The sequence below is a fragment of the Nocardiopsis potens DSM 45234 genome, from assembly GCF_000341105.1.
In the GTDB taxonomy this organism is placed as follows: Bacteria; Actinomycetota; Actinomycetes; order Streptosporangiales; family Streptosporangiaceae; genus Nocardiopsis_A; species Nocardiopsis_A potens.
In genome coordinates, this window is sequence record NZ_ANBB01000066.1 from 16,107 (window position 1) to 40,890 (window position 24,784).

Below are 24,784 nucleotides of genomic sequence, written 5' to 3' on the forward strand. Positions count from 1 at the left end.
AGGGGAGCCCGCCGCGCCCCCGCGAGGGGGACGCGCCCGGGGTCTCGCGACCCCGGGGGCTTACAGCAGCGTGCCGAGCGGGCCGCCGACGGAGATGCCGGCGTCCTCCAGCGCCCCGCCGTCGGACTGCGGCACGGTGGGCGGCTCGGGCAGCACGGCCAGCGGGTCCTGCAGGGTCTCGGCGGTCTGGGCGACCGCGTCCTCGTCCACCGAGACCGGCGGCTCGGCGGCCACCCGGTCCAGCTGGGCGGTGGTGCTGGGCAGGGTGGACCGCACCGCCTCGTCCACGGTCCCGACCGGCTCGGGCAGCGCCTCGGTGACCGGCGCGGGCGCCACCTCGGAGACCGGCTCGGCGACCGCCCCCGGCAGCGCCTCGGCGGCCTGCCGCTCGGTCTTGTCCCCGTCGTCCTCCAGCAGCTTCCGCGGGTCGTCCTGCTCCATGTAGATGACCATGTCCATGGCGCTCTTCACGGTGCCGCGCAGCGCCTCGCCGGCCTTCGGGCCGACGCCCGCCAGGTCGCCGGCGGGCCCGCCCTGCGGCACCTCGGCCGGGGAGAGCTGGGGGGTGCGCGGAGCGGTCGCGGTGCGGACGTCCTCCACCGCGCCGTCCACCGCGGTCAGGCCCTCGTGCAGCTGCGGCCCGACGTGGGACACGTCGCCGCCCGGCACCGCGACGTTGCGGGTGTCCGGGGCGGGCAGGGTGGTGGCCAGCTTGGGCAGCTCGGGCAGCCGACCGTCGAGCGCCGTGCCCACCACTTCGCCGGCGATGGCGCCGACCTGGTCGGTGGCCGGGTCCGTCAGGGAGGGTGCGGTGGCGGCGCCGGCGGTGCCGGCGCCCAGGGCGACGAAGCCGGCGGCTCCCGCCGCCACCAGAACGGCCTTCGCGGAGCTCCGAGCGAACTGGAACATTGTGAACGATCCTTCCGGATTGCGTTTGTCTCGCATCGTTTACGTGGGGATCGGGCGGAGCGCTCCGCCCGGTACGACCGCGCCCCTGGCCTGGGGACGGGGTGCTTCCGGGTGGGTGGGGTGCGCTTCCCGGGGGCCTGGGGCCGCGCCTGGCGGACGCGGTCTGCGGGTCTCCGGGACCGTCCGGCGGATCTGGCGGACCGCCGACCGGCGTGAACCCCTGCTTTTCGGGAGGGGCTCACGTCGGCCCCCAGCGCCGGCGTCTGGGAAGCGGAACGTGCTGCCAGAAGGGAGGACGGGCGCGGCGGGCGCGACTCGGAGGCGCGGCCCGCTCGGCGGGGCGCCTAGTCCGGGGAGAAGGACGGCTCCGCGGCCGGGTCCTGCGGAGCGGGGTCGCCGGGGCGGACCGCCTCGGCGGGGTGGCCGCCGGCCGGGACCAGGTCCACGGCGGACGGCGGGTAGCCGGGGACGCCCAGCGGCGCCGCGGCTCCCTGCTGGGCGGTGGCCGCGGCGGCCGTCCGCTGCACGCCCGGCTCGGCCGGGGCGGTGCCGGACGGCTCGGCGGCGCGCAGCCCGCGCTCGGCGGCGGCCGCGCCCGGGGCGCGGTCCTGCATCGCGGCGGGGGTCCCCGCGCAGGCGGGAGCGGCGGCCGGTGCGGGCCGGCCGGCGCGCTGGGCGCCGCCCTCCCCGCGGGCCTGCTCCGCGGCGTCACCGTCCCGGCGCCCGCCTTCCTCTCCGGGCGCCGGGGCGGCGGTCTCGGGCCGGTCGATCCCCTGGAGGCCGCCGGCGACGGCGGAGACCAGGCCGTGGCCGAGCCCGGCCGGGGCGTGCGGCAGCGCGGACGGCGGTACCGCGGGCGCCTCGGGCCGGTCGGGCGCACCGGTGCGGACGTTCCGGCCGGCGTCGCCGACCGCGCCCACCGCGGCGTCGACCGCCTCGGCTGCCGAGCGGGCGGTGGCCTGCACCGCCCCGGTCTGCGGGCCGTGCCCACCGGCGCCCGCCGGTTCCGCGGGCGCCGCCTCGGGGCCCTCCGCGACCAGGGTGTCCAGCAGCAGGGCGGGCCGGGGCCGCTCCGCGGCGGGTTCGGCCGCCGGGGTCTGCGGGGCCTGCGGCGCCTCGGGGGCGGCCTCCTCCGAGGGCGCCGCCTGCCGGTCCCGGTCGGCGTGGCCGACGGCGGAGCCGGCGGCCGGGGCCCCGGGGGTGTCCGGCAGGTCGGCCGCGGAGGCCGCGGCGGAACCGGTCAGCCAGGCGGCCGCGGCGATCCCGGCGACGCAGAAAGCCCGGCCGAGCAGCGACCCCGCGCGGGCACGCAGGACGGCCGCGGCGCTCGGTGCGCCTGGGAGCCGGTCCTTGCGCTGCACGGGGCCGTCCTCGGTCGGGTCGGGAAAGCGGGTCGGGAAAGCGGAGGGAGTCCGGGCGGACGGGGATGGCCGGAGGCCATGGGGCCGGCGTCGGCCGGACGTCCGCACCCGGCTGAACGCGACCGTAGCATGATCCTCGATACGGACGACCCCGAACCCGCTGAATTTCCGTCCGGAAGACCGGGCTCCGGGACGTCCCGGCCGGAAGAAGGCCCAGGGCCGAAACCGGAACGCCTTTCCGGGCTGTAGTTTGCGCGGTGCGGAGCGTCGAGGAGCGATAGCGTTTACGGCCGGAGGTATCGACGAAGTGCCCGAGCCCCCAGAGACCCCTCGAACCGGCCTTGACGAACTCCTCTCCGAACTGAACTCGCGGCTGCAGAACGAGCTCTCCTCCCGCGGCCGGGTGCACGCCCTGCTCGAAGCGGTGCTCTCCATCGGCGGGGACCTCGACCTGGCCACCGTGCTCCGCCGGCTCGCCCAGGCCGCCGCGGACCTGGCCGACGCGCGCTACGCCGGGCTCGGGGTGCTCGGCGAGGACGGCGGCTTCAGCGAGTTCATCCCGGTCGGCCTCAGCCCCGAGCAGGTGGACCGGGTGGGCCGCTTCCCGCACGGCCGCGGCATCCTCTCCGTCCCCTCCACCGAGCACGGGCCGCTGCGCATGCAGGACCTCACCGACCACCCGGAGAGCATCGGCTTCCCGCCGGACCACCCGCCGATGCGCTCCTTCCTCGGGGTGCCGATCCAGGTCCGCGGCGAGGTGTTCGGCAACCTCTACCTGACCGAGAAGCGCGGCGGCGGCCGGTTCGACGCGCACGACGAGTCGATCGTCACCGCGCTGGCCACCGCCGCCGGCGTGGCCATCTCCAACGCCCGGCTGTACGAGAAGACCCTGGCCCGGGAGCGCTGGCTGACCGCCTCCACCGAGATCACCACCCGGCTGCTCTCCGGGGACGACGGCCGCGCCGTGCTGGCGCTGCTGGCGCGCAGCGCCCGGGAGCTGTCCGGCGCCGACGTCGCCGTGGTGCTGCTGCCCGAGCCGCGCGGCGTGGAGCTGGTCGCCGACACCGCCGACGGCCCGGTGGCCGAGGAGGTGCTGGGCACCCGGCTGGTCATCGAGGAGACCGCGTGCGGCTCCTGCTACCGGGACGGCGACGCGGTGTCCATCCCCGACCTGCGGCAGGCCAACTGCCCGATGCTGACCCACCGCGGCTTCGGCCCCGGCCTGCTGGTCCCGCTGGGCACCCCGGACCGCACCCGCGGGGTGCTGCTGCTCGGCAAGCGCACCGGGCGGGCCCCGTTCGCCGAGCCCACCCGGCAGATGATGGGCGCCTTCGCCGGGCAGGCCGCGCTCGCCCTGGAGCTGGCCGACGCCCGCCGCGACACCGAGCGGCTCGCGGTGCTGGAGGACCGCGACCGGATCGCCAAGGACCTGCACGACATCGTCATCCAGCGGCTGTTCGCCTCGGCGATGAGCCTGATGAGCACGGTGCGGCTGATCGACCACGACGACGCCCGGGAGCGGGTCCGGCACACCATCGACGACCTGGACGAGACCATCCGGGAGATCCGGTCCACGGTGTTCGCGCTGAAGACCCCGCCGAGCCGGCGGGACACCTCGCTGCGCGGCCGGATCCTGGCCGCCGCCGAGGGGGCGGCCCGCTCCCTGGGCTGCCAGCCGGGCGTGCGGCTGGAGGGGCCGATCGACGCCTCGGTCCCGGACCCGGTCGCCGAGCAGCTGCTCGCGGTGCTCGGCGAGGCGCTGTCCAATGTCGCCCGGCACGCCCGCGCCTCGGAGGTGCACGTCTCGGTGGACGTGGACGACCGGGTCACCCTCCAGGTGACCGACAACGGCCGCGGCATCGAGCCCGGCGGCCGCCGCAGCGGCCTGCGCAACCTGGACGAGCGCGCCGCCGGCCTGGGCGGCTCGTTCTCCGCCGAGCGGGCCCCGGGCGGCGGCACCGTGCTGCTCTGGTCGGTCCCGCTCCCCGCCGGCACCGCCCGAACCGAGCCCGCCGGCCTGCGCTGAGTCCGGCCGGGGGCCGCGGCGTGTTCGAAGCCCGCGATCCCGGGAACGGGGATACGGTCCCCGCCCCCCTTCCCCGGAGGTCCGCGTGTTCGAGCTGCTCTTCCCCCTGACCGGTCTGGCCTGCGGCATCGGCATCGCCGTCGCCGCGAGGCGGTCCGGCCGCGCCCGGGCCGCCATCGACGCCCGGGAGCGGCGCCGCGAGCTCGCCCCGCTGGAGGCCGAACGCGAGCGGCTGGGCGTGCACCGGGCCGCCCTGCGCCTGGGGTGGACCGCGGTCCTGCTCCTCCTCGCCCTGCTCGGCGCCGCCCTGGGGAACGCGGCCCTGACCGGCGACTGGACCGGGAGGACCCTGTACTACGCGGTCCTCCTGCTCGCCCTGCTGGCGTGGAGCGGGTACGGCCTGCTGGTGAGCAGGGAGCAGGCCGAGCGGTCCCGGAGGCGGATCGACGCGCTCGGCTGACCGGCCCGCGGGGCGCGCCGGCGGCCGCCCCGGTCACCGGGGCCCGGTCACCGGGATCCGGTCACCAGGGTTCGCGGTCCGGGCGGTTTCGGGTGCGCAGTTCGGCGACGAGCACCGCGGCCTGGGTGCGGCGCTTCAGGTCGAGCTTGGACAGCAGGCTGGAGACGTAGTTCTTCACCGTCTTCTCCGCGAGGTAAAGGCGCTCGCCGATCTGCCGGTTGGTCAGGCCCTCCCCGATCAGGTCGAGGATCTGCCGCTCCTGCGGGCTGAGCTCGGCCAGCGGGTCGGGCTCGGCCGGGGTGCTGCGCAGCCGCTCCATCACCCTGCCGGTGCTGCCCGGGTCCAGCAGCGAGCCGCCGGAGGCGACGGTGCGCACCGCGCCCACCAGGTCGGCGCCGTGGATCTGCTTGAGCACGTAGCCGGCCGCGCCGGCCAGCACCGCCTCGAACAGCGCCTCGTCGTCGGCGTAGGAGGTCAGCATCAGGCAGGAGATCTCCGGGCGCGCCGAGCGGATCTCCCGGCAGACGCTCACCCCGGATCCGCCGGGCAGCCGGACGTCCAGCACCGCGACGTCCGGCGAGGCCGCGGGGATCCTGGCCAGGGCCTGCTCCGCGGTGCCCGCCTCGCCGACCACCTTCATGTCCGGCTCCCCCTCCAGCAGCGCGGACACGCCTCGGCGGACGACCTCGTGGTCGTCCACCAGGAACACCTTGATCGGCTGCGTGGCAGCACCGGACGCCATGGGCTCCCCTCTCCGGTCCGCTGGAGGCCCCGGCGGCGGGACCCGCCGGCGGCATCGACGCAAACGACGTTAATACCCCGCAGGTACGCGCCGGACGCCGAACGGCACCAATGCCCCGGGGCCAAGGTCCCGATCGGGGCATCCGCGCCCCGTTCGCCCGGCCCCTCCACCGATCATCGGGGAGAGAAGGGCCCCTCGTTCAGCGGTCCCGGGCCGGGCGCCGCGCGCGGCCCGCCTCGGCGCGCTCCTTCAGGGCGGCGGCCTCCTGCTCGACCATGCCGCGGACCTTCTCCGCGCCGATCCGCCCGGCCAGGTCGCCGAGCGGGCCGGAGAGCCGGAACGCGAGGGTGGCCAGCGAGCCGCCGGCGCCGTCCGGCTCCACCCGGTGGCCGGCCTGCTCCCGGTAGAGGGGGCCGCTCCGCCCCCAGGTGAAGGCCTCCCCCGGCCGGACCTCGGCGACCCGGTAGCCCACCGGGGCCCGGTCCGGCTGCTTGAGCCGGACCCGCTGCCCCTCGTGCAGCGGCCCGCCCTCCACCTGGATCCACTCCGCGGTGGGCAGCCACTCCGGCCACAGCCCGACCTCGGACAGGATCCGCCACACCTCCGCCGGAGGCGCGTCGATCGCGATCGTGCGGACGTGGATCACCCGGTGCCCCTCTCCGCCGTGCCCGGACCCCACCGAGTGTCGCCGGTCCGCCGGGGCGGCACAAGCCCCGGCGGACCGGCGGTCCGGGCCGCGCTCACTCCTCGATCATGGCCATCCGCTCCGCCTCGTACCGCTCCCCGTCGGCGGGCCCCGCCGATGAGCCCTACCGATGAGAAGGGGCCGCCTCGCCCATCTGCACCGGAGATGTCCGATACGGGGGAAGAGGAGCGGAAGCGATGAGCGACGGTACCGAGATCCGGCCCGGCCGAACGAGCACCCGCAGTACACGACGGTCGCGACGGCACCCGGGTGCACTTCCTGCACGTCCGCTCCCCGCTGCCGGGGGCGATCCCGCCGGTGCTCAGCCACGGCCGGCCCGGCTCGGGCTACGAGTACCCGAACGTGCTGGGGCCGCTCAGCGGCCCGGCCCGGTACGGCCTGGACACCGGGGTCTCCTTCGACCCGGTGCTGCCCTCGCTGCCCGGGTTCGGCTTCTCCGGCCCGGCCCCGGACACCGGCTGGGGCGTGCAGCGGATCGCCCGGGCCTGGCTGGAGCCGATGACCCGGCCGGGCTACGACCGGTTCGGCGCGCTCGGCAACGACCGGGGGCCGGCGTCTCGGTGGAGCTCGGCCGGATCGCACCGGACCGGGTGATCGGCGCGCACGTCACGCAGGCCTGGTGCGAGCCGCCCGAGGACGCCCCCGGCCTGGTCGAGCGGCTCTCCCCGCGGGACCGGGCGGCGATGGAGGCGCGGAGCGGCTACCTGGAGAACGAGGCCTCCTACGGCATGGTCCAGGGGCAGCAGCCGCAGACGCCGGCGCACGCGCTGTGCGACTCCCCGGTCGGCCTGCTCGGCTGGAACGCCCAGGCCATGCACGAGCACGGCCTGGACACCGAGGCGACCCTGACACACGCCTCGGTGCACCGGCTGACCGGCACCGCCGGCTCGGCGCTGCGCATCTACGCCGAGGAGATGCGCCACCCCGCCGCCGACCGGTCGGACTTCCCGCTGGCGGCGGCCCAGTTCCCCGGCGGCCTCCCGACGGTCCGGGCCTTCGCCGAGCACGACCACGACCTGCGCTCCTGGACCGAGTTCGACCGCGGCGGCCACTACGCCGCCTACGAGGTCCCCGACCTGCTGGCCGGTGACGTGCGCCGGTTCTTCGCCGCGCTGCGCGACGGGGGCCGAGCGCCCGCCCCGCGGGGTCCGCCCCGCCGATGGCGGAGGCGCGCGGCGTGGGGCAGGATGAACGGGTGAGGTACACCGTCACCGCCGACGTGCAGAGCCCGCCGGAGCTCTTCCAGATGGACCCGCTCCAGCGGGAAGGGGCCATGTCGCTGCTGTCCGGCGCGCTGGCCCGGGCCGAGGGCATGGAGGGCCCCGGCGGGCTCCAGGTGCTGGTCGAGGACTTCGTCGTGGCGCTCCGCCCGGGCGGGGCGCTGCTGACCGTGGGCGTCGAGGCGCCCGCCCTGGAACCCGCCGAGGAGGCCGTCCGGCTGCTCTGCGAGGACGTGCTCCGGAACACCGCGGCGTTCGAGGAGTGGCGCCTGCACAGCTGCGAGGTGCAGCTCCAGGAGGACCTGGCCCGGGAGAGCCTGGCCGCGGCCGAGGGCCCGGACGCGCCGCCGGAGGACATCGGCGCCCGCCGCGCCCGGCACGCCCAGGCCTCCGGCGAGGATCCCGCCGCGCTGCTCCCCGGCCCGTCCCCGGAGCTCACCGCCAAGATGGCGGAGCGGATCCGGGCGCTCGCCCCGGCGCTGGCCTCGTTCGGCCCGGGGTGGTTCGGCCACTCCGGCGAGGAGGGCTCCCCGGTCGGCCTGGAGGCGGCCGAGCTGGCCGCGGGGGCGCTGGTCCACGGCACCGACACCTTCCTCGACGAGCTCTTCCACGATCTGGAGATCCTCGGCTCCGAGGAGGCCACCGGGGTGGACTGCGAGGCCGTCCTGCTCCAGCTGGACCGGCTTCCGGAGGGGTTCGCGCACTGCTACGACGCCTCCTTCGCCCGCCGCTTCCTGGTCACCGCGGTGGCGATGACCGGCCGGTTCATGGTCGGCGGCGCGCCCGAGCCGAGCTGCACCGCCGAGGAGCTGGCGCTGGGCCTGCTGCTGGAGGAGGCCGAGACCGTCCTGGACCTGTACGGCCTGCTCACCGACGAGGTCGTCCGGGCCCTGGAGATCTTCGCCGACCGGGTCTTCCCCGACACCGACTACGAGTGGCTCTACGCCGCCGACCCGGACGACGCCGGCGGGGTCGACCCCTGGTTCTACCCGCTCGACTCGACCCTCCGGGTGCACCCCTACACCCTGAACGGCCCCTGACCCGCCCGCGGCGGCCGGGCCCGCCGGAGCTCTCCGCCGAGCCCGGTCACCACTGTGCGGTACGGCGGCTTAGAGCCCGCTGAGAACCGCTCAGAGGGATCTCAGCGGCCGTGCTCCACGGTGGAGCCGCCGGTGAGGGACACCGGCGGCTTCAGTAAGGAGCGGTATGGATCTGAAGAAGAAGCTGGCTCTGGCCGCGCTGATCGTCCTCCCCCTCGGGGCGGGCGCGGCCGGGACCGCCTACGCGGCCACCGCCGCCCCGGAGGCCCCGCAGGAGCCCGTGGTGCAGGACGTGCAGAACCCCTCCGACGAGGCAGAGGGCTCCGGCGGGGAGTCCGGCGGCAGCGGTTCCTCCGGCGACGACTGCTGACCCCGCCCGTCCTGGCGCCGGCCCCGGACGGGCGGTGCCCGGACGGCGGCCGCGGGCTCCTTCCCCTCGTTCCCTCCGGTCCCCCGCGGCCGCGCCCCCGCCCCGGGGCCGGCGTCAGGCCCGGGGGAGGCGCACCCGGAAGAGTGCGCCTCCCTCCGGGGCCCCGGTGACCTCCGCGCTCCCCCCGTGCTCCCGGGCGATCCCGGCGACGATCGCCAGCCCCAGCCCGGCCCCGCCGGACTCCCGGCCGCGGGCCGAGTCCAGCCGGACGAACCGCTCGAACACCCGGGCCCGCTCCTCCTCGGGCACCCCCGGCCCGTCGTCGGCGACCTCCGCGACCGCCTCCTCCCCCTCCGCGCGCACGGTCAGCACGACCCGCCGCCGCGCGTGCCGCACCGCGTTGTCGGCCAGGTTGCGCGCCAGCCGCACCAGCGCGTCCCGGTCGCCGGCCACCTTCACCGGCTCCAGGACCGCGCTCACCTCCACGTCCGGGCCGGCCGCCGCGCGCAGCCGCAGCCGCTCGCCGTCCAGGACGTCGTCGAGGTCCACCTCCTCGCGCCGCAGCCCCAGGCCGCTCTCGTCGGTGCGGGCGAGCAGCAGCAGGTCGTCCACGAGCACCCGGATCCGCCCCAGCTCCTCGTCGGCGGTGCGCAGGGCCCCGGGGTCGAGGCGGCCGCCGTCCCGCCGGGCCAGCTCCAGGATCCCGGTGACGGTGGTGAGCGGGCTGCGCAGCTCGTGCCCGGCGTCGGCGACGAAGCGCCGCTGGTTGCGCTGGGCGGCCTCCAGCCGGGCGAGCATGGCGTTCATGGTGGTGGCGAGGCGGGAGATCTCGTCGCCGCCGCCGGGCTCGGGCACCCGCCGGGTCAGGTCGCCGCCCTCCCCGATGGAGGCGACCCGCTCGCGGATCCGCTCGACCGGGGCCAGGGTCCGGCCGGCCAGGGCGTGCGCGGCGGCGGCCACCAGGAGCAGGATCAGCGGGACGGCGACGGCGATGAGAAGCGCCGCGGTGCGCAGCGCGGCGTCGGCCGGGCGGGAGGAGACGCCGACCACCAGGACGTGGTCGGCCCCGTCGAAGCGGACCCCGCGGGCCAGCACGAACAGGCCGCCGGGGGTGCGGCCCTCCACCGTCTCGCCGGGCGCGGGCGGCGGCCCGGCCAGCGGCCCGGCGGAGAGGTCCGCGGCGGGGTCGGCGCAGTCGGAGGCGGGGCTGCCGCAGCCCCGGACGGGCCGACCGCCGGGGCCGATGAGCTGCGCCAGGTCGACCTTGCGGGGAGGCTTCCACTTCGGCTCGGGCGCGCCGAGGCCGTCCTCGATCTGGGCGGCGGCCGACGCCAGCGCGGTGTGGGAGGAGCGGTTCAGCGCCTCGTTCAGCGCCAGTACGCCGCCGACCGAGCCGGCGGCGAGCGCGATCCCGGTCACCAGGACGGAGAGCAGCACCAGGCGGCGGCGGACCCCGCCGCGCACGGCGGCCCCGGCCACCTCAGCCGCCCCGCGGGTCGAGCAGGTAGCCGGCGCCGCGCACGGTCCGCACCGCGCCGCGGCCGAACGGCTCGTCGATCTTCTTGCGCAGGTAGCGGATGTACACCTCCACCACGTTGCCGTCGCCGCCGTACTCGGGGTCCCACACGTTGTCCAGGATCTCCGCCTTCGAGGCGACCGTGCCGGCGCGGCGCATGAGGAACTCCAGCAGCGCGTACTCCCGCGGCGTCAGCGGGATCTCCCGGGGGCCGCGCGACACCCGCCGCCGGGCGGGGTCCAGGGACAGGTCGCCCGCGGTCAGCACGGCGGGGCGCGCGGTGTCGCCCCGGCGCACCAGGGCGCGCAGCCGCGCGCCCAGCACCACGAAGGAGAACGGCTTGGTGAGGTAGTCGTCCGCGCCCAGGTCGAAGGCGTCGGCCTCGTCGTACTCGCCGTCCTTGGCGGTGAGCATGAGGACGGGCGTCCACACCTCGCGCTCGCGCATCCCCTGCAGCACCTTGTAGCCGCTCATGCCGGGGAGCATGATGTCCAGGACCACGGCGTCGTAGCAGGTGCGCTCGGTGGCGGCCCACAGCCCGTCCACGCCGTCGGCCTCGGTGTCGGCGGAGATGCCCTCGGCGGCCAGCCCGCGCCGCACGGTCTCCGCGATCCGGGGGTCGTCCTCGATCAGCAGGATGCGCACACCGGCATGGTACGCGGGCGGGCCCGGCCCGCCCGTGGCCCGATCCGGCCGCCCCGCGGGGCTCCGGGCCGCCGGCGGCGGCGCGACCGGGCCCGGCGGGAAGGCGCGGGCCGGGCGCTCCGGCGGCCTTCCGGCCGGCCGCCGGAGCGGCAGCGGGCCCTGCCGCGCCCGCGGTGCGCCGCTACTTGGATTCGACCCGGCCGACGGCTTCGGGGCCGGTGGTCAGCGCGCCGCTCTCCACCTGCCAGGCGGGGTCGCCGGGGTAGAGCTCGCTCCGCAGGTAGGCCCAGGTGAGCCGCTGGACCGCGGCGACCCGCCCGGGGTCCTCGTCGGTGGTCTCGGCGAGGTCGTACCCGGCGACCCCGCCGAGGCCGTGCTCGGCGCCGAACAGGGTGAGCAGGGTCTTGGGCCCGGGGGCGAGGCGGTAGGGGTCGGTGTGCCATTCCGGGCCCCGGACCGTCAGGTGGGCCGAGTCGTCCTTCTCGCCGGCGACCACGAGCGCGGGCGCCGCCATCCGGGAGAAGTCGACGGCGGAGAGGAAGGGGTAGTCCCGGGCCGCGGCCCCGGTGAGGGCGTCGCCGCCCCGGCCCGGCGCGGCGAGCAGCACGCCCGCGGTGATCCGGGGGTCGGCCAGGTCCTCCTCCGCGCCGCCGTGCCGGTCGGCGGCGCGCGCGCCCAGCAGCAGGCTCGCGGTGTGCCCGCCCATCGAGTGCCCGGCCACCGCGACCCTGCTCCGGTCCAGGCGCCCGGCGAGCCCCGGGACCGCGGCCTCGATCTCGTCCAGCCGGTCCAGGACGAGCGTCATGTCGCGGGCCCGCGACCGCCAGTACATCGGCGCCTCGGGGTCCTCGGTGCCCAGGTCCAGGGTGGCCGAGCTCAGGTGGGTGGGCTGGAGGACCGCGAAGCCGTGCGCCGCCCAGAAGTCGGCGAGCGGGGCGTAGCCGCGCAGCGAGGAGATGTGGTTCGACGGGCCCTGGCCGTGCGAGAGCAGGATGATCGGCAGCGCGCTCCCGCTCTCCGGCACGGAGGCCTTCAGCTGCAGGTCCACCGCCCGCCCGGGGGCGGCCAGCACCACCGGGGCGACGGTCAGGACGGGGGCGGCCGCGGGTGCCCGGGTCGTTTCGCTCATGATGTGTGCTTCCCTTTCCGGGGAGGTCCGGCCGGGGTCTCCACCGGCGGGCCGGAGGAGGCCGAGGCCGGACGGGGGGGCGTTCGGCTCCGCCTCCAAGAAAAGCGGAGCGTCGTTCCGGAACGATACGGAGCACTGTTCCGTTTTGTCAACGACCGATCGGAAGGAGCACGCGGTGGCCGCCGCAGACCAGCCCGGGAAGGCGCCCGCCCGCAGCAAGCGGGCCGACGCGCTCCGCAACCAGCAGGCACTGCTCACCGCCGCCGCCGAGGTGTTCGTCGCCTCCGGCGTCGACGCCCCGGTCCGGGAGATCGCGGCCCGAGCCGGCGTCGGGATGGGCACGATCTACCGCCACTTCCCCACCCGGGCCGACCTGGTGGTCGCCGTCTACCGGCACCAGGTCGAGGCCTGCGCCGAGGCCGGGCCGCGGCTGCTGGCCGAGGCGCCCTCCCCGTTCGAAGCGCTCCGCGGCTGGGTCGACCTCTTCGTCGACTTCCTGGTCACCAAGCACGGGCTCGCCGAAGCGCTGCGCTCGGACGGCGGCTTCGAGGCGCTGCACGCCTACTTCCTGGAGCGCCTGGTCCCGGTCTGCGCGGAGCTGCTCGGCGCGGCGGCCGGCGCCGGCGAGATCAGGCCCGGCACCGGCGCCTACGAGCTGATGCGCGGCATCGGCAACCTCTGCGCCGGCCGCGGCGACGATCCGGACTACGACCCCCGCCGACTGGTCGGACTGCTCCTCCGGGGGCTGCGGCGGTCCCCGGAGGCCTGACGGCGGCCGCCGCGCCGCGGCTCAGGCCACCAGCCCCCGGCGGTAGGCGTAGACCACGGCCTGGACCCGGTCGCGGAGGCCGAGCTTGGCCAGGATCCGCGAGACGAAGGTCTTGACCGTCTCCTGGCTGATCACCAGGGCCGCGGCGATCTCGCCGTTGGACAGGCCCTCCGCGATGAGGCGGAGCACCTCCAGCTCGCGCGGGGTCAGCGGGACGTCCTGCGCGCCGCCCTCGGCCGGCCGGATCCGGGCCGCGTACCGGCCCACCAGGCGGCGGGTCACCTCGGGGTCGAGCAGCGCCGCACCGGTGGCCACGGTCCGGATGCCGTGCAGCAGCCGGTCCGGCGGCGCGTCCTTGAGCAGGAACCCGCTCGCCCCGGCGCGCAGCGCCTCGTAGACGTACTCGTCCAGGTTGAACGTGGTCACCACGAGCACCTTGGCCGGGTGCGGCACCCCGGCGCCGGCCAGCCTGCGGGTCGCCTCGATACCGTCGAGCACCGGCATCCGCACGTCCATCACCACCACGTCCGGGCGCAGCCGGCCGGCGAGCTCGACCGCGGCCCGCCCGTCCCCGCACTCCCCCGCCGCCTCCATGTCCGGCTGGGCGTCGATGATCGTGGTCAGCCCGGTGCGGATCAGCGCCTGGTCGTCGCAGACCAGAACCCGGATCGGCGCGGTCACGACCGGCTCCCGGCGGGGATGCGCGCCCGGACGGCGAAGCCGCCGCCCTCCTCCGGGCCCGCGCTGAACTCGCCGCCCAGGACGCCGACCCGCTCGCGGAGGCCGTCCAGGCCCCGCCCGCTCCCTTCGGGGGCCCCGGACCTCGCGCCGGTGCCGTCCGTGCCTACCTCCACGGTGATCTCCCTTCCGCCGTGCCGCACCCGGACCGAGGTACGGCTGCCGTGGGCGTACTTGAGGGCGTTGGTCAGGGCCTCCTGCACGACCCGGTAGGCCACCAGGTCGGCGCTGCCGGTCGACTCCGGCGGCGCGCCCTCCTCGGTGAACTCCACCGGCTGCCCGGCCCGGCGGGCCTGCTCGACCAGGGTGAGCAGCCGGCCGGCGGACGGCTCCCCGCCCCCGCCGCCGGAGCCCGCGCCGGAGCCGGGGGCCGGGTCGAGCAGGTCGAGCAGGTGCCGCAGGTCGGTGACGGCCCGCCGGCCGGTGTCGGTGATGGTGCCCAGCGTCCGGTCCAGGCGGTCCGGCGCGGCGGTCAGGTACCGCGCCGCCTCGGCCTGCACCACCATCGCCGTCACGTGGTGCGTCACCACGTCGTGCAGCTCGCGGGCGATGCGGGTGCGCTCGGCGGTGCGGGTCTCCTCGGCGACCCGGATGCGGCGCTCGGCCTCCGCGGCCCGGGTGGAGCGCAGCCACGAGCCGATCCCCCAGGCGAAGGCGCACGCCAGGTAGAACGTGAGGTACCCGCCCGCCGTCTCGCCCGACCCCAGCCGGAGCAGCGCCGCCACCAGCGGCGGGTACGCGGCGGAGAGCAGGAGCATCGCGGCGCGCCGGTGCCGCTCCAGGTGGGCGCCGGCGCTCAGCAGTGCGATGGCCAGCCCGGTGCCCGCGACCATGTGGTAGCCGAGCAGCTGGTCGGCGGCGAAGCCGGCCGCCACAACGGCGAGGGAGGCCGCCGGCCGCCTCCGGCGCAGCGCCAGCGGGAGGCACTGCAGGGCGGCCACCAGCACCGCCAGGGCGTCGAAGGGGCGGTCCGGGACGCCGCCGAGCTGCGTCCCGTGGCCGTGGAAGGCGGGAACGAACGAGGCTCCGAGGAGCACCAGGGCGAGGGGGAGGTCCCGGAGGGTGACGTCGAGTCCGTGCCACGGCTCCAGGAGGCGCCGAAGACCGATCACCGGGGCAGTGTATGCGGCGGTCCGGCCCGCGCCGCCGCGCAGCGGGACCGGGCGGCCGGGGAGGCGCCGGTCGGAAGAGGGGGCGGCCGGAGATCCGTCGGCCGGGGAGGTGATGGAACCGCCGGGGCGAACCCCGAGCGCCGCGATTCCACCACCCGCGGTGACGTCAGACCCGCACTCGGGCGGGGATCACCGTCATCGGAGGGGAGATGGGAAGGGTCAGCGGAAGCTGAAGGTGGCGTCCACGTTCGCCGGGTCGGGGCAGAGGAAGCCGCCCTCGTGCAGCGGGATGCTCACGGACGCGTTGTAGGTGCGGGTGTCGCCGTCGCGCTGCGCCGACATGTCGGTCGCCTGGTAGCGGCAGGTGACGCCGACCATCGTCACGGAGATGTCCAGCATCCCCGTGGTGATCGTGCCCGCGCCGTCGTCGAAGGTCACGGTCGGGTCGTTGTTGAGGACCGCCGTGGTGCCGCCGGAGCAGGACAGGGCGGCGTTGAGGGACTCGCGGTCCACGGTGAGGGGGTTGGGGGCCTGGTCGCTGGTGACGGCGCCGGTCCAGCTGCAGTCCTGGCCTTCGGCCGTGATCGAGCCGTCCATCGCGCCCTCGGCCGCGGCCGCCGGGCTCGCGGCGAGCCCGGTCAGCGCCAGTGCGCCGAGCAGGACACCGATGGGTCTGGAGGATGTTCGAGGCATGCGTCTACCTCCGTAGCGGGGGTTACCGACCGGTGTTTCCGGCCGGTAATTTACGTGACGGTAATTTCACGATGACGGCGCGTCAATCCCCCGAAAGCAGGCGAATCCGACGGCTCCGCGCCCCGGCCGCCCGCCGCCGGCGGCACCGATCGCGGCGCCGGCGGCTCCGGCCTCCGGTTTCTCGCCCGGCCCCGCCGCGAGACCGCCCGGCCTCACAACCGGAGCAGGAACGGCACCCAGGGCTCGCCGTCGATGTCGTACTGCACCGGCTGGGGCTCCCAGCCCAGGCGGCGGTAGAAGCGCTGGGCGGCCTCGTTGCCGCGGCCGGTGTAGAGGTGCAGCCACTCCACCCCGTGCACCCGGGCGATGCCGGTGAACCCGGTCACCAGCGCCGCCCCCACGCCGCCGCGCCGCACCGCGGCGTCGACGGCGATGTGGCTCAGGGCCCCGCTCCGGCCCTGCTCCGCCCGGGCGGCCGCGGCGCCGGTGCGGCGCATCCCCCTGAGGTAGCGCCGGGCGCGGGTGCGCATGAACCGGACGGTCAGCCCGGGGCGGACGAGCAGCGAGGTGACGCCGGCCCGGGCCAGGTCCCAGCGGCTGAAGTGCATGACGTGGCGGCGGTGCACCGCCTCGTCGGTGGAGCCCACCAGGAAGCCCGCCGGCCGGCCGTCCACCTCCGCGACCAGCGCCACCGCGGCGGGGCTGGTGAGGAAGGTGCGGTAGTAGCGGGCGAGGAAGCGGTCCCCCAGCTCCACGAAGAACCCGCTGGGGAGGTTGGCCCGGTGCAGCCGGACGGCGGTGGGGACGTCGTCGAGTTCCATGACGCGCAGCGACACCGCAGGTGTCTCCGTAGGCGATGCGGAAGGCATGCCGCCAAGCTACTACAAGTGTAATAATAAGTCCGCCGCCGTTTTCGGCGGCCGGCGGCGATCGCACCCGCCACCTGCGACAAGACTCTATTACCAATGTAGTAGAAAGGGAGGGTGCGCCGCTTCGCCGCGCATCGACGAGGAGGACGGTCCCATGCCGGAAGAACCCACGAGCATCCTGGTGACGGCCGCCGGCGCGGAAGGCACCGCCGGCAAGATCACCCGGCTGCGCGACCGCGGCTACCGGGTCGTCGCCGCCGACTCCGACCCGGACGCCCCCGGCCTCTACCTGGCCGACTCCGCGCACGTGGTCCCGCCCGGCGGCGACCCCGCCTTCGTCCCCGAGCTCCGGCGCATCTGCGCCCGGGAGGGGGTCAGGGCGGTGGTGCCGCTGGTCGACGAAGAGCTCCTCGCCGTGTGGGGGCTGGCCGCGTCCGGGATCGAGGTGCTGCTGCCCAGGCCCCAGCTGGTCGCGGTCTGCCTGGACAAGCTGCTGCTGATGGAGACGCTGGACGCGGTCGGGGTGCCCGTGCCCCGCACCCGCCTGGGCGTGTACGGCGCCGACGGCCTCGGCTACCCGCTGATCGTCAAGCCGCGCACCGGGCGCGGCGGCCGCGGCGTCTCCGTCGCCCGCGACAAGGCGGAGCTCGACGAGATCCTCGCCCACTGGGCCGGCGACCTCGGCCGGGTGCTCCTCCAGGAGCTCGTCGAGGGCCCGGAGTACTCCGCCTCCGTCGTGGTCTGGCGGGACGGCCGGGTCCAGGCCGTCGTGCCCAAGGAGGTCGTGCTGAAGGACGGCTCCTCGCGGTACGCCGTCAGCCGCCGCGACACCGCCGTCATCGAGGTGTGCACGCAGGCGGCCGAGGCGCTCGACGCGGACGGCCCGATCAACGTCCAGCTCTGCGTCGACCGGTCCGGGGTCCCCCGCGTCTTCGAGATCAACCCGCGCTTCTCCGGCAGCTCCACGCTCACCGCCGCGTCCGGCCTGGACGAGATCGCCGGGCTGCTCGGGCAGGCGCTCGGCGAGGCGGAACCGCGCTTCGGCGACGGGTGGCGGGAAGGCGTGGCCATGGTCCGGCACGCCACCGAGACCTTCGTCCCCGAGCACGCCCTCATGACCCGCCGCCACCTGCTCGAACGGAGCCGGTGACCGATGCGGGGGAACGGACCGGGGGAACGGCCGCCGCGCGGCGGGGGCGGTCGGGCGCTGCGCCGCGCCCTGGCCGCGCTCGCCGCGGTCCCGCTGGCGGCCGGGTGCGGCGCCGGGGCCGCCGAGGAGCCGTCCGGCGCGCAGGCCCCGGAGCCGCCGGAGACCACGGCGTACCGGGTCGCCGAGGGCGAGCCCGCCGCCGAGGCGAAGCGCGCCGCCGTCGGCTTCCTGGAGGCGGTGCTCAACTACGAGCGGGGCGGGGGCGATCCCGAGTCCGCCCGGGAGCGCCTGCGCGCGGCGGGCCGGGACGGCGCCGCCGTCCCGGACGGCTTCGACCTGCTCGTCGAGGACGCGGCCGGCTCGGCCCAGGTGGTCTACCCCTCGCTGGGCGGGCTGACCGGGGACCGGGCGTCGGTGATGACCGTGGTGGAGACGTCCCTGCTGCGCGGGGAGGAGCTCACCTCCGCCGTCCGCACCGTCGACGTGCGGCTGAGCCGGAGCGGCGACGGCGCGTGGGACGTCACCGGGATCGCCTCGACCGGCGGCGCGCCCCCCGGGGACGGGGCGGACGGCTCCCCTCCGCCGGCCGCCTCCCCCGGGGGCGCCGCCGGAGAGGTCCTCGCCTCCGAGCGGATCACCCTCCCGGACAGCTCCCGCTGGGACGTCATGGCCGGGCGGACCGACGAGCGGCTGCTCCGGATGATGCTCGACCTCTCCGCGGAGCACCCCATCTCGGTCGCGGTCCTGACCAGCGGCCACCCGGTGAACGTCTTCGGCAGCGATTCGGTGAGCAACCACACCCGGGGGCGCGCCGTCGACATCTGGGCCGTCGGCGGCACCTCAGTCTCCGACCTGCGCCTCCGCGAGGAGGAGGGGCCCGGCGGACCGGTGCGCGCGCTGATGGAGCTCGCGCTGGAGAACGGCGCCACCGAGGTGGGCGGCCCCTGGGCGCTGAGCACCCCGGCCGGGGCGTCCTTCACCGACACGGTCCACCAGGACCACCTGCACATCGCCTTCAAACGGTGAGCGGGGCAAACGGTGAGCGGGGCAAACGGTGAGCGGAGCAGGGGATGAGCGGGAAGCAGAGCGGGCGGAGCGGGCGTTCCACCGGGAACAGGGCGGCCGGGGATGGGCGACAATGGCGGTGGCGCGGTGCAGCGCAGAGGGCGACCTGGGGATTCTTGAGGATTCGATGTCACGGAGACGGCTCGGACAGCTGGAGGCCGAGGTACTGGCGGTGCTGGCGGGGACCGACGGGTTCCTGTCCACCGGCGAGCTGCGCGAGAGGCTGGACGGCGACCCCGCCTACACCACGGTCAACACCGTCCTGTTCCGCCTGCTCGACAAGGGAATGGTCGAGCGGTCCCAGCGCGGCCGCGCCTTCGTCTACCGCCTCGTCGTCGACGAGTCCGGCCTCGCCGCGGAGCGCATGTTCGGCCACCTGCGCCTGGCCAGCGACCCCTCGGACGTGCTGAACCAGTTCGTGCACGGCCTCAGCGCGGAGGAGGCCGCCGCCCTGCGCTCGGTCCTCAACGACCACGGAGAGCGGGCGGAAGAGCCATGACCTGGTTCTCCTTCCTCCCGGCCGCCGTGCTGACGGTGCTGGCGCTGGCCCTGGGCCGCCGCCCGCTCCCGCTCCATCCCGCCTGGTCGGCCCGGCTGCTGGCGGTCGTGTCCGCCGCGGCCGCGCTGACCGTGCTGAGCACCGGCGCCCTGGTGGCCTCCGCCTTCATCGCGGGCCTCCTCCCCGCCGAGGCGGTCGCGGGCACGGAGAAGGGCCGGCTGCTGCTGGACCACGGCCCCGTGCCGGCGCACATCGGGGCGGCCGCCCTGGTGCTGCTCGCCGTGGCGCTGGCGTCCACCGGGCGCCTCGCCGGGCGCTGGTGGCGCGGTGCCCGCGAGGTCCGGCGGCACGGCACCGGCGTCACCGACCACGAGCACCCCGTGGCCATGGCCGTCCCGGGGCGCCGCGGCGGCGTCCTCGTCTCCCGGGGGCTGCTGCGCACCCTCACCCGGGAGCAGCTGCGGGTCGTCTTCCGGCACGAGCAGGCCCACCTGCGGCACCGGCACCACCTCTACGCCGCCGTCGGCGCACTGGCCGCGGCCGTCTTCCCGCCCCTGGCCCCGGCCCGGCGGTCGCTCCGGTTCGCGCTGGAGCGCTGGGCCGACGAGGAGGCGGCGGCGAAGACCGGGGACCGCGTGCTGGTCGCCCGGACCATCGCCCGGGTCGCCCTGGCCGCGCCGGGGCCCAACCCGACCTGGCACCCGGCGCTGGCCGACTTCCAGGTCGTGCGGCGGGTGGAGGCCCTGCTCGGGGACGCCCCCTCGGCGAACCCGGTCGCGGGCCCCGCGCTGCTCGGCGGCACCGGGGTGGCCTCCGGCGGTGTGGCCTCCACCTGCATCCAGCTGCACCACATCTCATTCCTGCTGCTCCTGTGACCTGTTCCACGGCGGAACCGGGGGCGGGATCCCCGCGGATGAGGCAGGCTGGGAACGACACCTGTAGTAGGGCGGGCGGAGCCCCGCGGCGCAGAGGAAGGCGGGGAGCGATGCCGGCGACCGGGACGGGCCCGCGGGCGCCCCGGCGCGCCGCCGGGCGGTCCGCGGCCGTGCTCGCGGCCGTGCTGCTCGCGATCTTCGCACTCACCGCCCACCACGGCATGGTGCACTGGGCCGCGTCGGCGGCGCCCGCCGGAACCGCCGCGGCGGCCGAGGCCCCCGGCTCCGGACACGGCGAGACCCACCCCGGCTCCGACCGGTCCGACTCCGGCCACTCCCCCTCCGACCAGGCCGATTGCGGGCAGGCGGCGGGGAAGTGCCAGAGCGCCAAGGTCGCGGTCGACGTCGCGCTGCCGCCCCGGCCCCGGCTGGTCCTGCCGTACGCGGCGCCCGCCCCGCCCACCGCCTCCCGCACCGCGCGCACCGCCGCGCCTTCACCGCCCGACCTGGCGGAACTGTCGATCCTGCGGATCTAATACCCGGCGCTCGAACACCGCCGAATCCGATCCGCAACCCCCTTTCCAAGCGAAGGACAGTTCAGCCATGCCCGAAATCAACCGCCGCTCGTTCATCGGCGGAGGGATCGCCCTCTCCGGTCTCGGCCTGCTCGCCGCCTGCGGGAAGAGCGGCGCCTCCTCCGGCGCCCTGGTCAAGCCCACGGACGCCATCGTCGACGCGGTCGAGAAGGAGCGCGCCGGCACCGGCAAGGTCCGGAAGTTCACCCTGCGCGCCGCCGAGACCGAGTTCGACCTCGGCGGCCGCACGGTGCGGACCTGGGGATACGGGGACGAGCTCCCCGGAAAGGAGCTGCGCCTCACCGCCGGCGACACCATCGAGGCCACCCTGGAGAACCGGCTCCCGGAGGAGAGTTCCGTGCACTGGCACGGCCTGGCCATGCGCAACGACATGGACGGGGTCCCGCACGTCACCCAGGACCCGGTGAAGGCCGGCAAGGACTTCACCTACCGGTTCATCGTGGACACGCCGGGCACGCACTGGTTCCACCCGCACACCGGCACCCAGATCGACCGGGGCCTGTACGCGCCGATCATCGTGGACGACCCGCGCGAGCCGCTCTCCTACGACGAGGAGTGGACGGTGATGCTCGACGACTGGCTGGACGGGGTCGACGGCACCCCCGACGACGTGCTCGAGGAGGTGCGCGGCGGGATGGACCACGGCGCGCACGGCATGGGGGACGGCGGCGGCCCGATGCGGATGGGGTCCATGCTCATGGGGGCCACCAGCGACCTGCTGGGCGGCGACGCCGGCGACGTCTTCTACCCGATGCACCTGATCAACGGGCGCCCGGGGAACGACCCGCGGACGTTCAAGGCCGAGCCCGGCGCGCGGGTGCGGATCCGCCTGGTCAACGCCGGGGGCGACACCGCCTACCGCGTCGCGCTGGGCGGGCACCGGATGACGGTCACGCACACCGACGGCCACCCGGTCGAGCACCGGGAGGTCGACGCGGTGCTGCTCGGCATGGGCGAACGCTACGACGTGCTGGTGACCCTGGACGACGGCGTCTTCCCGCTGGTCGCGCTGGCCGAGGGCAAGGACGAGACGGCGCTGGCGGTGGTGCGCACCGGCTCGGGGAGGGCCCCGGGCGAGAAGGTCCGCCCGGACGAGCTCGACGGCGAGGTCGTGCACTCCACCGAGCTGACCGCGGACCCCTCGGTGCGCCTGGAGAAGCGGAAGCCGGAGGTGCGGCACGAGGTGGAGCTGACCGGGAGCATGGCCGCCTACGACTGGGCGATCAACGGCCGCCGGTTCGACCACGGCAAGCCGACCGAGGGCGCGTTCAAGGTGGAGCAGGGCCAGCGGGTCCGGGTGGTCTTCACCAACTCCACCGAGATGTGGCACCCGATGCACCTGCACGGCCACACGTTCCAGGTCGGGTCCAAGGGGCCGCGCAAGGACACGCTGATCGTGCTGCCCGGCGAGACCGTGGAGGTGGACTTCGACGCCGACAACCCGGGCCGGTGGCTCGTGCACTGCCACAACATCTACCACGGTGAGGTCGGGATGATGGGCCTGGTCGCCTACACCTCCTGACCCGCCCGGGCGGGGCGGCCGGCGCCGACCGCCCCGCCCGGCGCCACCCCTCCCACCTGCGCGACCTCCCTTCCCCCCTTTGCCAGACTTATCGATTCTCGATAGATTCACACCGTGATCCGGCGGACGCCGCCCGCCCGGGCCGCCGCACGCGGCGCCGGGGCCGCGCGGATGCAGACCGAGCCGGAGGAGGCGATCCGATGCCGATCACCGTCGACATCGACGTGATGCTGGCCAAGCGGAAGATGTCGGTCGGCGAACTCGCCGACCGCGTCGGGATCACCCCCGCCAACCTGGCGGTGCTCAAGAACGGCCGCGCCAAGGCGGTGCGCTTCACCACCCTGGCCGCCCTCTGCCGGGCACTGGACTGCCAACCGGGCGACCTGCTCCGCTGGGAGCCCGACGCCCCCGCCGGCGCACCGCCGCCCTGAGCCCTCCGGCCGCCGCACCGGACCCCGGAGACGCGGAGCGGAGGCGCGGCCCACCCGCTCCGCCGGGCGGGGCCGCACCCCCGCCGCCTCACCGCTGCCCGCACCCCGGAGGGCGGAGGCGGGTCACAGGTGGGGTTCGACCAGCTCGACCACGTTGCCCTTGCCGGCGGGGCCTATCCGGGTGGCGACGATGTTCCCCTGCTTGAACACGTACAGGGTGGGGATCGCGGTCACGTCGTACTTGGGAGGGGTCCGGGGGCTCCGGTCGATGTCGAGCCGCGCCACCACCAGGCGATCCTGGTACTCCTTGGCGACGTCGTCCAGAACCGGATCCAGCGCCCGGCACACACCGCTCCACTCGGCGCGGAAGACCGCCAGGACCGGCCCCGGGGCTTCGACGACCTCCTCGGCAAAGGTGTCATCGGTGACGTCGACGACCGTTCCGCTCATACGGACCTCTCCTCCTCATCGGCATCGGCTCTGCGGAGACCACCGTTCCCACCGGGCGTTCCCACGCCGATGAACCGGCCGACCATTCTGCGCCGAGCACGAATCAGCGATGATTCGAGATGATTTGCCCACATTCTCGAGTCGGCAATCCCGGGGATTCGGCCGAACCAAAGCCGCCTTTTCCGGAGAATCCCACGCATACCGCGGCCGCCGCCCCGGACTCCGGCCCCGAAGCCGGATCCGCGCATGCCGCAGCCGCCGACAAAACGGCCTGACCTGTGGAGAACCCCCTGCACGGCCCGGAACCACCGCCCGAACCGCCGGACGGCGACCGGATCCCATCACGTTCGGAACAAACGGGCCCGGACTCCGCTCCCACTCCACTCCGAGGGGAATTCGCCGCCCGTTCCCGGGAATTCCATGGAAGACGCCTCCAGAACCGCTCCGAGCGGCCGGAAACGCCCCGAAGGCCCGCTGTTCCGCAACCGGGATCACACCGACTGGTGGTTCGGCGACACATTCGCCGATTTCGGCGCCGCGCTGTCCCTCATCGCCCATCCACTGCTGGTGGTCGCGGTCACCGGCTCGGTGGCGGGAGCCGGTATCGGCGGCCTCCTGTTCGGCATCGCGCGCTGGCGGGCGCGGTGAGCTCCGCCGGCGCCGTCGGCGGACCGGCCGAGGCCCTGCCGTCGAACCGGATCGCCGCACACCTCTCCCGAGGCCTGCGAACCCTCGGCGCCCCCGTCGCGGAACCAGCCCGCTGACCAGGACCGGCCGACGGGCCCCGTACGCGATTCCGCGGCCCCGGGAGGAGCCGGAACGGCCGAAGAGCGCCCGCGCGGCCATGGGAAACAACCGAGCCCTGACCTGTCACTCCAGGTCAGGGCTCGATCATCGCTGTCTCAAGGCGGCGCACTCGGGAGGACTCGAACCCCCAACCTTCTGATCCGTAGTCCGATACACCCCATTTCTCCCAGTTATGCGCAATATTGACTGATATCACCCAGTGCCGCTTTCCTCAGCTCACCGCGGCTCCGCAGTCCCTGCACTGCCGGGGAATGCCAGACGGTGTCTGGGACTCTGTCCTTCCCCGGCCAGGTGAGAGCAGGACCGCAACCATCTGAGTTCAGATCAGATGCTCGCTTCTCCGGCCCTCGATGACTCCCAGGCAAGGTCGACCACCCTTGCCGCTGCCGAAGACGGGCTCGCGTACCTCGACTGCCACTGAAGCCACTTCAACAGGTTGGCCAAGGTGCCCCTCGAGCGAGTCGATGAGATCTGAGCAGCACTGGCAGCAAGCGCTCGTAGTGTGTGGAGCATGCCAGTGCCACTCAGCGTTCAGATCCTGACCGTCGATGAACTGTTGCCTGCGGCGGCAGAGCACTTCGGATCGGAGTGCACCTTCAGGACAGAACCTCTCCCAATGGCTCCTGGTGTTTATGTCTGGTCGACCGATCGCAGAGTGCTCTATATCGGGTCGGCCAAGTCGCTCGCTGCCAGGGTGGGCGATGAGAAGGGCTGGATCGCCGGCTACGCGCCCGACGATTATTGGGAGGTGAGCGTTGTTCACATGTTGACTGTCTACAGCGCGACAGTGCAATGGATTGCGACGGCAGATCATGAAGGGGCAGTACTACTTGAGCGGCGCCTGATCGAGTGGCATCGTGCTTGCGTGGGCATGGCGCCGTTAGTCGTTGGCTGGGAGGCGAAGGAAGGTAGCCCTCGGAAAGCCGCAGAGCAGTGGGCTCAGAGGCTCTGGATTCGGAAGTTCGGGCAGTGAAAAGCCTGATCTGCGTGGCCAAGGCCAACGACTGGCTCGGTGATCCTTAGGCGCGTTATGTGGGTTGACGCGGCGGACCTCCGGAGCGACGAGGAGAGTGACAAGCTTTCC

At 75.2% G+C, this 24,784-nt stretch carries 28 protein-coding genes; 16 read left to right on the forward strand and 12 right to left on the reverse strand.

Annotated features, from left to right (window positions below):
- Window positions 1-60: 60 nt before the first annotated feature.
- Both D459_RS0125770 and D459_RS0125775 read right to left on the reverse strand, forming a co-directional pair.
- Entirely contained in the window at window positions 61-909 is an 849-nt protein-coding gene (locus tag D459_RS0125770) for a hypothetical protein (protein ID WP_017595885.1), read from the reverse strand.
- 344 nt (window positions 910-1,253) lie between these two features.
- The gene (locus tag D459_RS0125775) at window positions 1,254-2,270 is read right to left on the reverse strand and encodes a hypothetical protein (protein ID WP_026120764.1); all 1,017 of its coding nucleotides are present in this window, start codon (window positions 2,268-2,270) and stop codon (window positions 1,254-1,256) included.
- Window positions 2,271-2,568: 298 nt separating this feature from the next.
- Between D459_RS0125775 and D459_RS0125780 the strand changes: the two genes are divergently transcribed.
- Together D459_RS0125780 and D459_RS33890 are read left to right on the forward strand one after the other, a co-directional pair.
- Window positions 2,569-4,296, forward strand: coding sequence for a GAF domain-containing sensor histidine kinase (locus D459_RS0125780; protein ID WP_026120765.1), 1,728 nt, complete (start codon window positions 2,569-2,571; stop codon window positions 4,294-4,296).
- A gap of 85 nt (window positions 4,297-4,381) precedes the next feature.
- Complete coding sequence (locus tag D459_RS33890) at window positions 4,382-4,756, forward strand: hypothetical protein (protein ID WP_017595887.1); 375 nt, start codon at window positions 4,382-4,384, stop codon at window positions 4,754-4,756.
- 61 nt (window positions 4,757-4,817) lie between these two features.
- Here the strand turns inward: D459_RS33890 and D459_RS0125790 are convergent, their stop codons facing one another.
- Window positions 4,818-5,498 carry a response regulator gene (locus D459_RS0125790; RefSeq protein ID WP_017595888.1) on the reverse strand — a complete coding sequence of 227 codons (681 nt, stop codon included), beginning with the start codon at window positions 5,496-5,498 and terminating at the stop codon, window positions 4,818-4,820.
- A 199-nt stretch (window positions 5,499-5,697) separates the two neighbouring features.
- On the reverse strand, window positions 5,698-6,144 hold the full coding sequence (locus D459_RS32825; RefSeq protein WP_161634178.1) for an SRPBCC family protein: 447 nt from the start codon (window positions 6,142-6,144) through the stop codon (window positions 5,698-5,700).
- Window positions 6,145-6,453: 309 nt separating this feature from the next.
- Here D459_RS32825 and D459_RS33895 point away from each other — a divergent pair, with 309 nt between their 5' ends.
- The 4 genes from D459_RS33895 (at window position 6,454) to D459_RS36280 (ending at window position 8,834) form a co-directional block, all read left to right on the forward strand.
- Window positions 6,454-6,798, forward strand: coding sequence for a hypothetical protein (locus D459_RS33895; protein WP_051065543.1), 345 nt, complete (start codon window positions 6,454-6,456; stop codon window positions 6,796-6,798).
- Window positions 6,765-7,403 carry a hypothetical protein gene (locus tag D459_RS33900; protein WP_017595890.1) on the forward strand — a complete coding sequence of 213 codons (639 nt, stop codon included), beginning with the start codon at window positions 6,765-6,767 and terminating at the stop codon, window positions 7,401-7,403. The genes D459_RS33895 and D459_RS33900 overlap by 34 nt, the downstream gene beginning before the upstream one ends.
- On the forward strand, window positions 7,400-8,464 hold the full coding sequence (locus D459_RS33905; RefSeq protein ID WP_017595891.1) for a hypothetical protein: 1,065 nt from the start codon (window positions 7,400-7,402) through the stop codon (window positions 8,462-8,464). Before D459_RS33900 ends, D459_RS33905 begins: the two co-directional genes overlap by 4 nt.
- 166 nt (window positions 8,465-8,630) lie before the next feature.
- On the forward strand, window positions 8,631-8,834 hold the full coding sequence (locus tag D459_RS36280; protein WP_017595892.1) for a hypothetical protein: 204 nt from the start codon (window positions 8,631-8,633) through the stop codon (window positions 8,832-8,834).
- 114 nt (window positions 8,835-8,948) lie between these two features.
- Here D459_RS36280 and D459_RS0125815 read toward each other — a convergent pair whose 3' ends face one another.
- The 3 genes from D459_RS0125815 to D459_RS0125825 form a co-directional block, all read right to left on the reverse strand.
- Entirely contained in the window at window positions 8,949-10,313 is a 1,365-nt protein-coding gene (locus D459_RS0125815; protein ID WP_017595893.1) for a sensor histidine kinase, read from the reverse strand.
- 1 nt (window position 10,314) lies between these two features.
- Window positions 10,315-10,995 (reverse strand): response regulator transcription factor, encoded by a 681-nt coding sequence (locus D459_RS0125820; protein ID WP_017595894.1) that lies wholly within the window; start codon window positions 10,993-10,995, stop codon window positions 10,315-10,317.
- Between the two features lie 181 nt (window positions 10,996-11,176).
- A complete protein-coding gene (locus D459_RS0125825; RefSeq protein ID WP_017595895.1) occupies window positions 11,177-12,124 on the reverse strand; it encodes an alpha/beta hydrolase family protein in 948 nt (315 codons plus the stop codon).
- Window positions 12,125-12,299: 175 nt separating this feature from the next.
- On the opposite strand from D459_RS0125825, the gene D459_RS0125830 reads away from it, so the two are divergent.
- Window positions 12,300-12,893 carry a TetR/AcrR family transcriptional regulator gene (locus D459_RS0125830; RefSeq protein WP_017595896.1) on the forward strand — a complete coding sequence of 198 codons (594 nt, stop codon included), beginning with the start codon at window positions 12,300-12,302 and terminating at the stop codon, window positions 12,891-12,893.
- Between the two features lie 21 nt (window positions 12,894-12,914).
- Here D459_RS0125830 and D459_RS0125835 read toward each other — a convergent pair whose 3' ends face one another.
- From D459_RS0125835 to D459_RS0125850, 4 genes are all read right to left on the reverse strand, one after another.
- Window positions 12,915-13,574: a response regulator gene (locus tag D459_RS0125835; protein WP_017595897.1), complete on the reverse strand. Its 660-nt coding sequence runs from the start codon at window positions 13,572-13,574 to the stop codon at window positions 12,915-12,917.
- The gene (locus D459_RS0125840; protein ID WP_017595898.1) at window positions 13,571-14,743 is read right to left on the reverse strand and encodes a sensor histidine kinase; all 1,173 of its coding nucleotides are present in this window, start codon (window positions 14,741-14,743) and stop codon (window positions 13,571-13,573) included. Before D459_RS0125840 ends, D459_RS0125835 begins: the two co-directional genes overlap by 4 nt.
- Window positions 14,744-14,962: 219 nt before the next feature.
- Window positions 14,963-15,436 carry a hypothetical protein gene (locus tag D459_RS0125845; RefSeq protein WP_017595899.1) on the reverse strand — a complete coding sequence of 158 codons (474 nt, stop codon included), beginning with the start codon at window positions 15,434-15,436 and terminating at the stop codon, window positions 14,963-14,965.
- A 212-nt stretch (window positions 15,437-15,648) separates the two neighbouring features.
- Window positions 15,649-16,305 carry a GNAT family N-acetyltransferase gene (locus D459_RS0125850; protein WP_241485130.1) on the reverse strand — a complete coding sequence of 219 codons (657 nt, stop codon included), beginning with the start codon at window positions 16,303-16,305 and terminating at the stop codon, window positions 15,649-15,651.
- Window positions 16,306-16,459: 154 nt separating this feature from the next.
- On the opposite strand from D459_RS0125850, the gene D459_RS32840 reads away from it, so the two are divergent.
- From D459_RS32840 to D459_RS0125885, 7 genes are all read left to right on the forward strand, one after another.
- Window positions 16,460-17,455 (forward strand): ATP-grasp domain-containing protein, encoded by a 996-nt coding sequence (locus D459_RS32840; RefSeq protein ID WP_017595901.1) that lies wholly within the window; start codon window positions 16,460-16,462, stop codon window positions 17,453-17,455.
- A gap of 3 nt (window positions 17,456-17,458) precedes the next feature.
- Window positions 17,459-18,481, forward strand: coding sequence for a hypothetical protein (locus D459_RS0125860; protein ID WP_017595902.1), 1,023 nt, complete (start codon window positions 17,459-17,461; stop codon window positions 18,479-18,481).
- A gap of 166 nt (window positions 18,482-18,647) precedes the next feature.
- Window positions 18,648-19,019, forward strand: a complete 372-nt coding sequence (locus D459_RS0125865; protein WP_017595903.1) for a BlaI/MecI/CopY family transcriptional regulator — start codon at window positions 18,648-18,650, stop codon at window positions 19,017-19,019.
- On the forward strand, window positions 19,016-19,894 hold the full coding sequence (locus D459_RS0125870) for a M56 family metallopeptidase (RefSeq protein WP_017595904.1): 879 nt from the start codon (window positions 19,016-19,018) through the stop codon (window positions 19,892-19,894). Before D459_RS0125865 ends, D459_RS0125870 begins: the two co-directional genes overlap by 4 nt.
- 110 nt (window positions 19,895-20,004) lie before the next feature.
- Window positions 20,005-20,430, forward strand: a complete 426-nt coding sequence (locus D459_RS0125875; RefSeq protein WP_017595905.1) for a DUF6153 family protein — start codon at window positions 20,005-20,007, stop codon at window positions 20,428-20,430.
- 67 nt (window positions 20,431-20,497) lie between these two features.
- Window positions 20,498-22,012, forward strand: coding sequence for a multicopper oxidase family protein (locus tag D459_RS0125880; protein ID WP_017595906.1), 1,515 nt, complete (start codon window positions 20,498-20,500; stop codon window positions 22,010-22,012).
- 200 nt (window positions 22,013-22,212) lie between these two features.
- The gene (locus D459_RS0125885) at window positions 22,213-22,443 is read left to right on the forward strand and encodes a helix-turn-helix domain-containing protein (RefSeq protein WP_017595907.1); all 231 of its coding nucleotides are present in this window, start codon (window positions 22,213-22,215) and stop codon (window positions 22,441-22,443) included.
- Between the two features lie 123 nt (window positions 22,444-22,566).
- Here the strand turns inward: D459_RS0125885 and D459_RS0125890 are convergent, their stop codons facing one another.
- Window positions 22,567-22,893 (reverse strand): thioredoxin family protein, encoded by a 327-nt coding sequence (locus D459_RS0125890; protein WP_017595908.1) that lies wholly within the window; start codon window positions 22,891-22,893, stop codon window positions 22,567-22,569.
- Window positions 22,894-23,313: 420 nt separating this feature from the next.
- Between D459_RS0125890 and D459_RS0125895 the strand changes: the two genes are divergently transcribed.
- Window positions 23,314-23,541, forward strand: coding sequence for a hypothetical protein (locus tag D459_RS0125895; protein WP_017595909.1), 228 nt, complete (start codon window positions 23,314-23,316; stop codon window positions 23,539-23,541).
- A gap of 670 nt (window positions 23,542-24,211) precedes the next feature.
- Complete coding sequence (locus D459_RS0125900; RefSeq protein ID WP_152523113.1) at window positions 24,212-24,673, forward strand: hypothetical protein; 462 nt, start codon at window positions 24,212-24,214, stop codon at window positions 24,671-24,673.
- The last annotated feature ends 111 nt before the right edge of the window (window positions 24,674-24,784 follow it).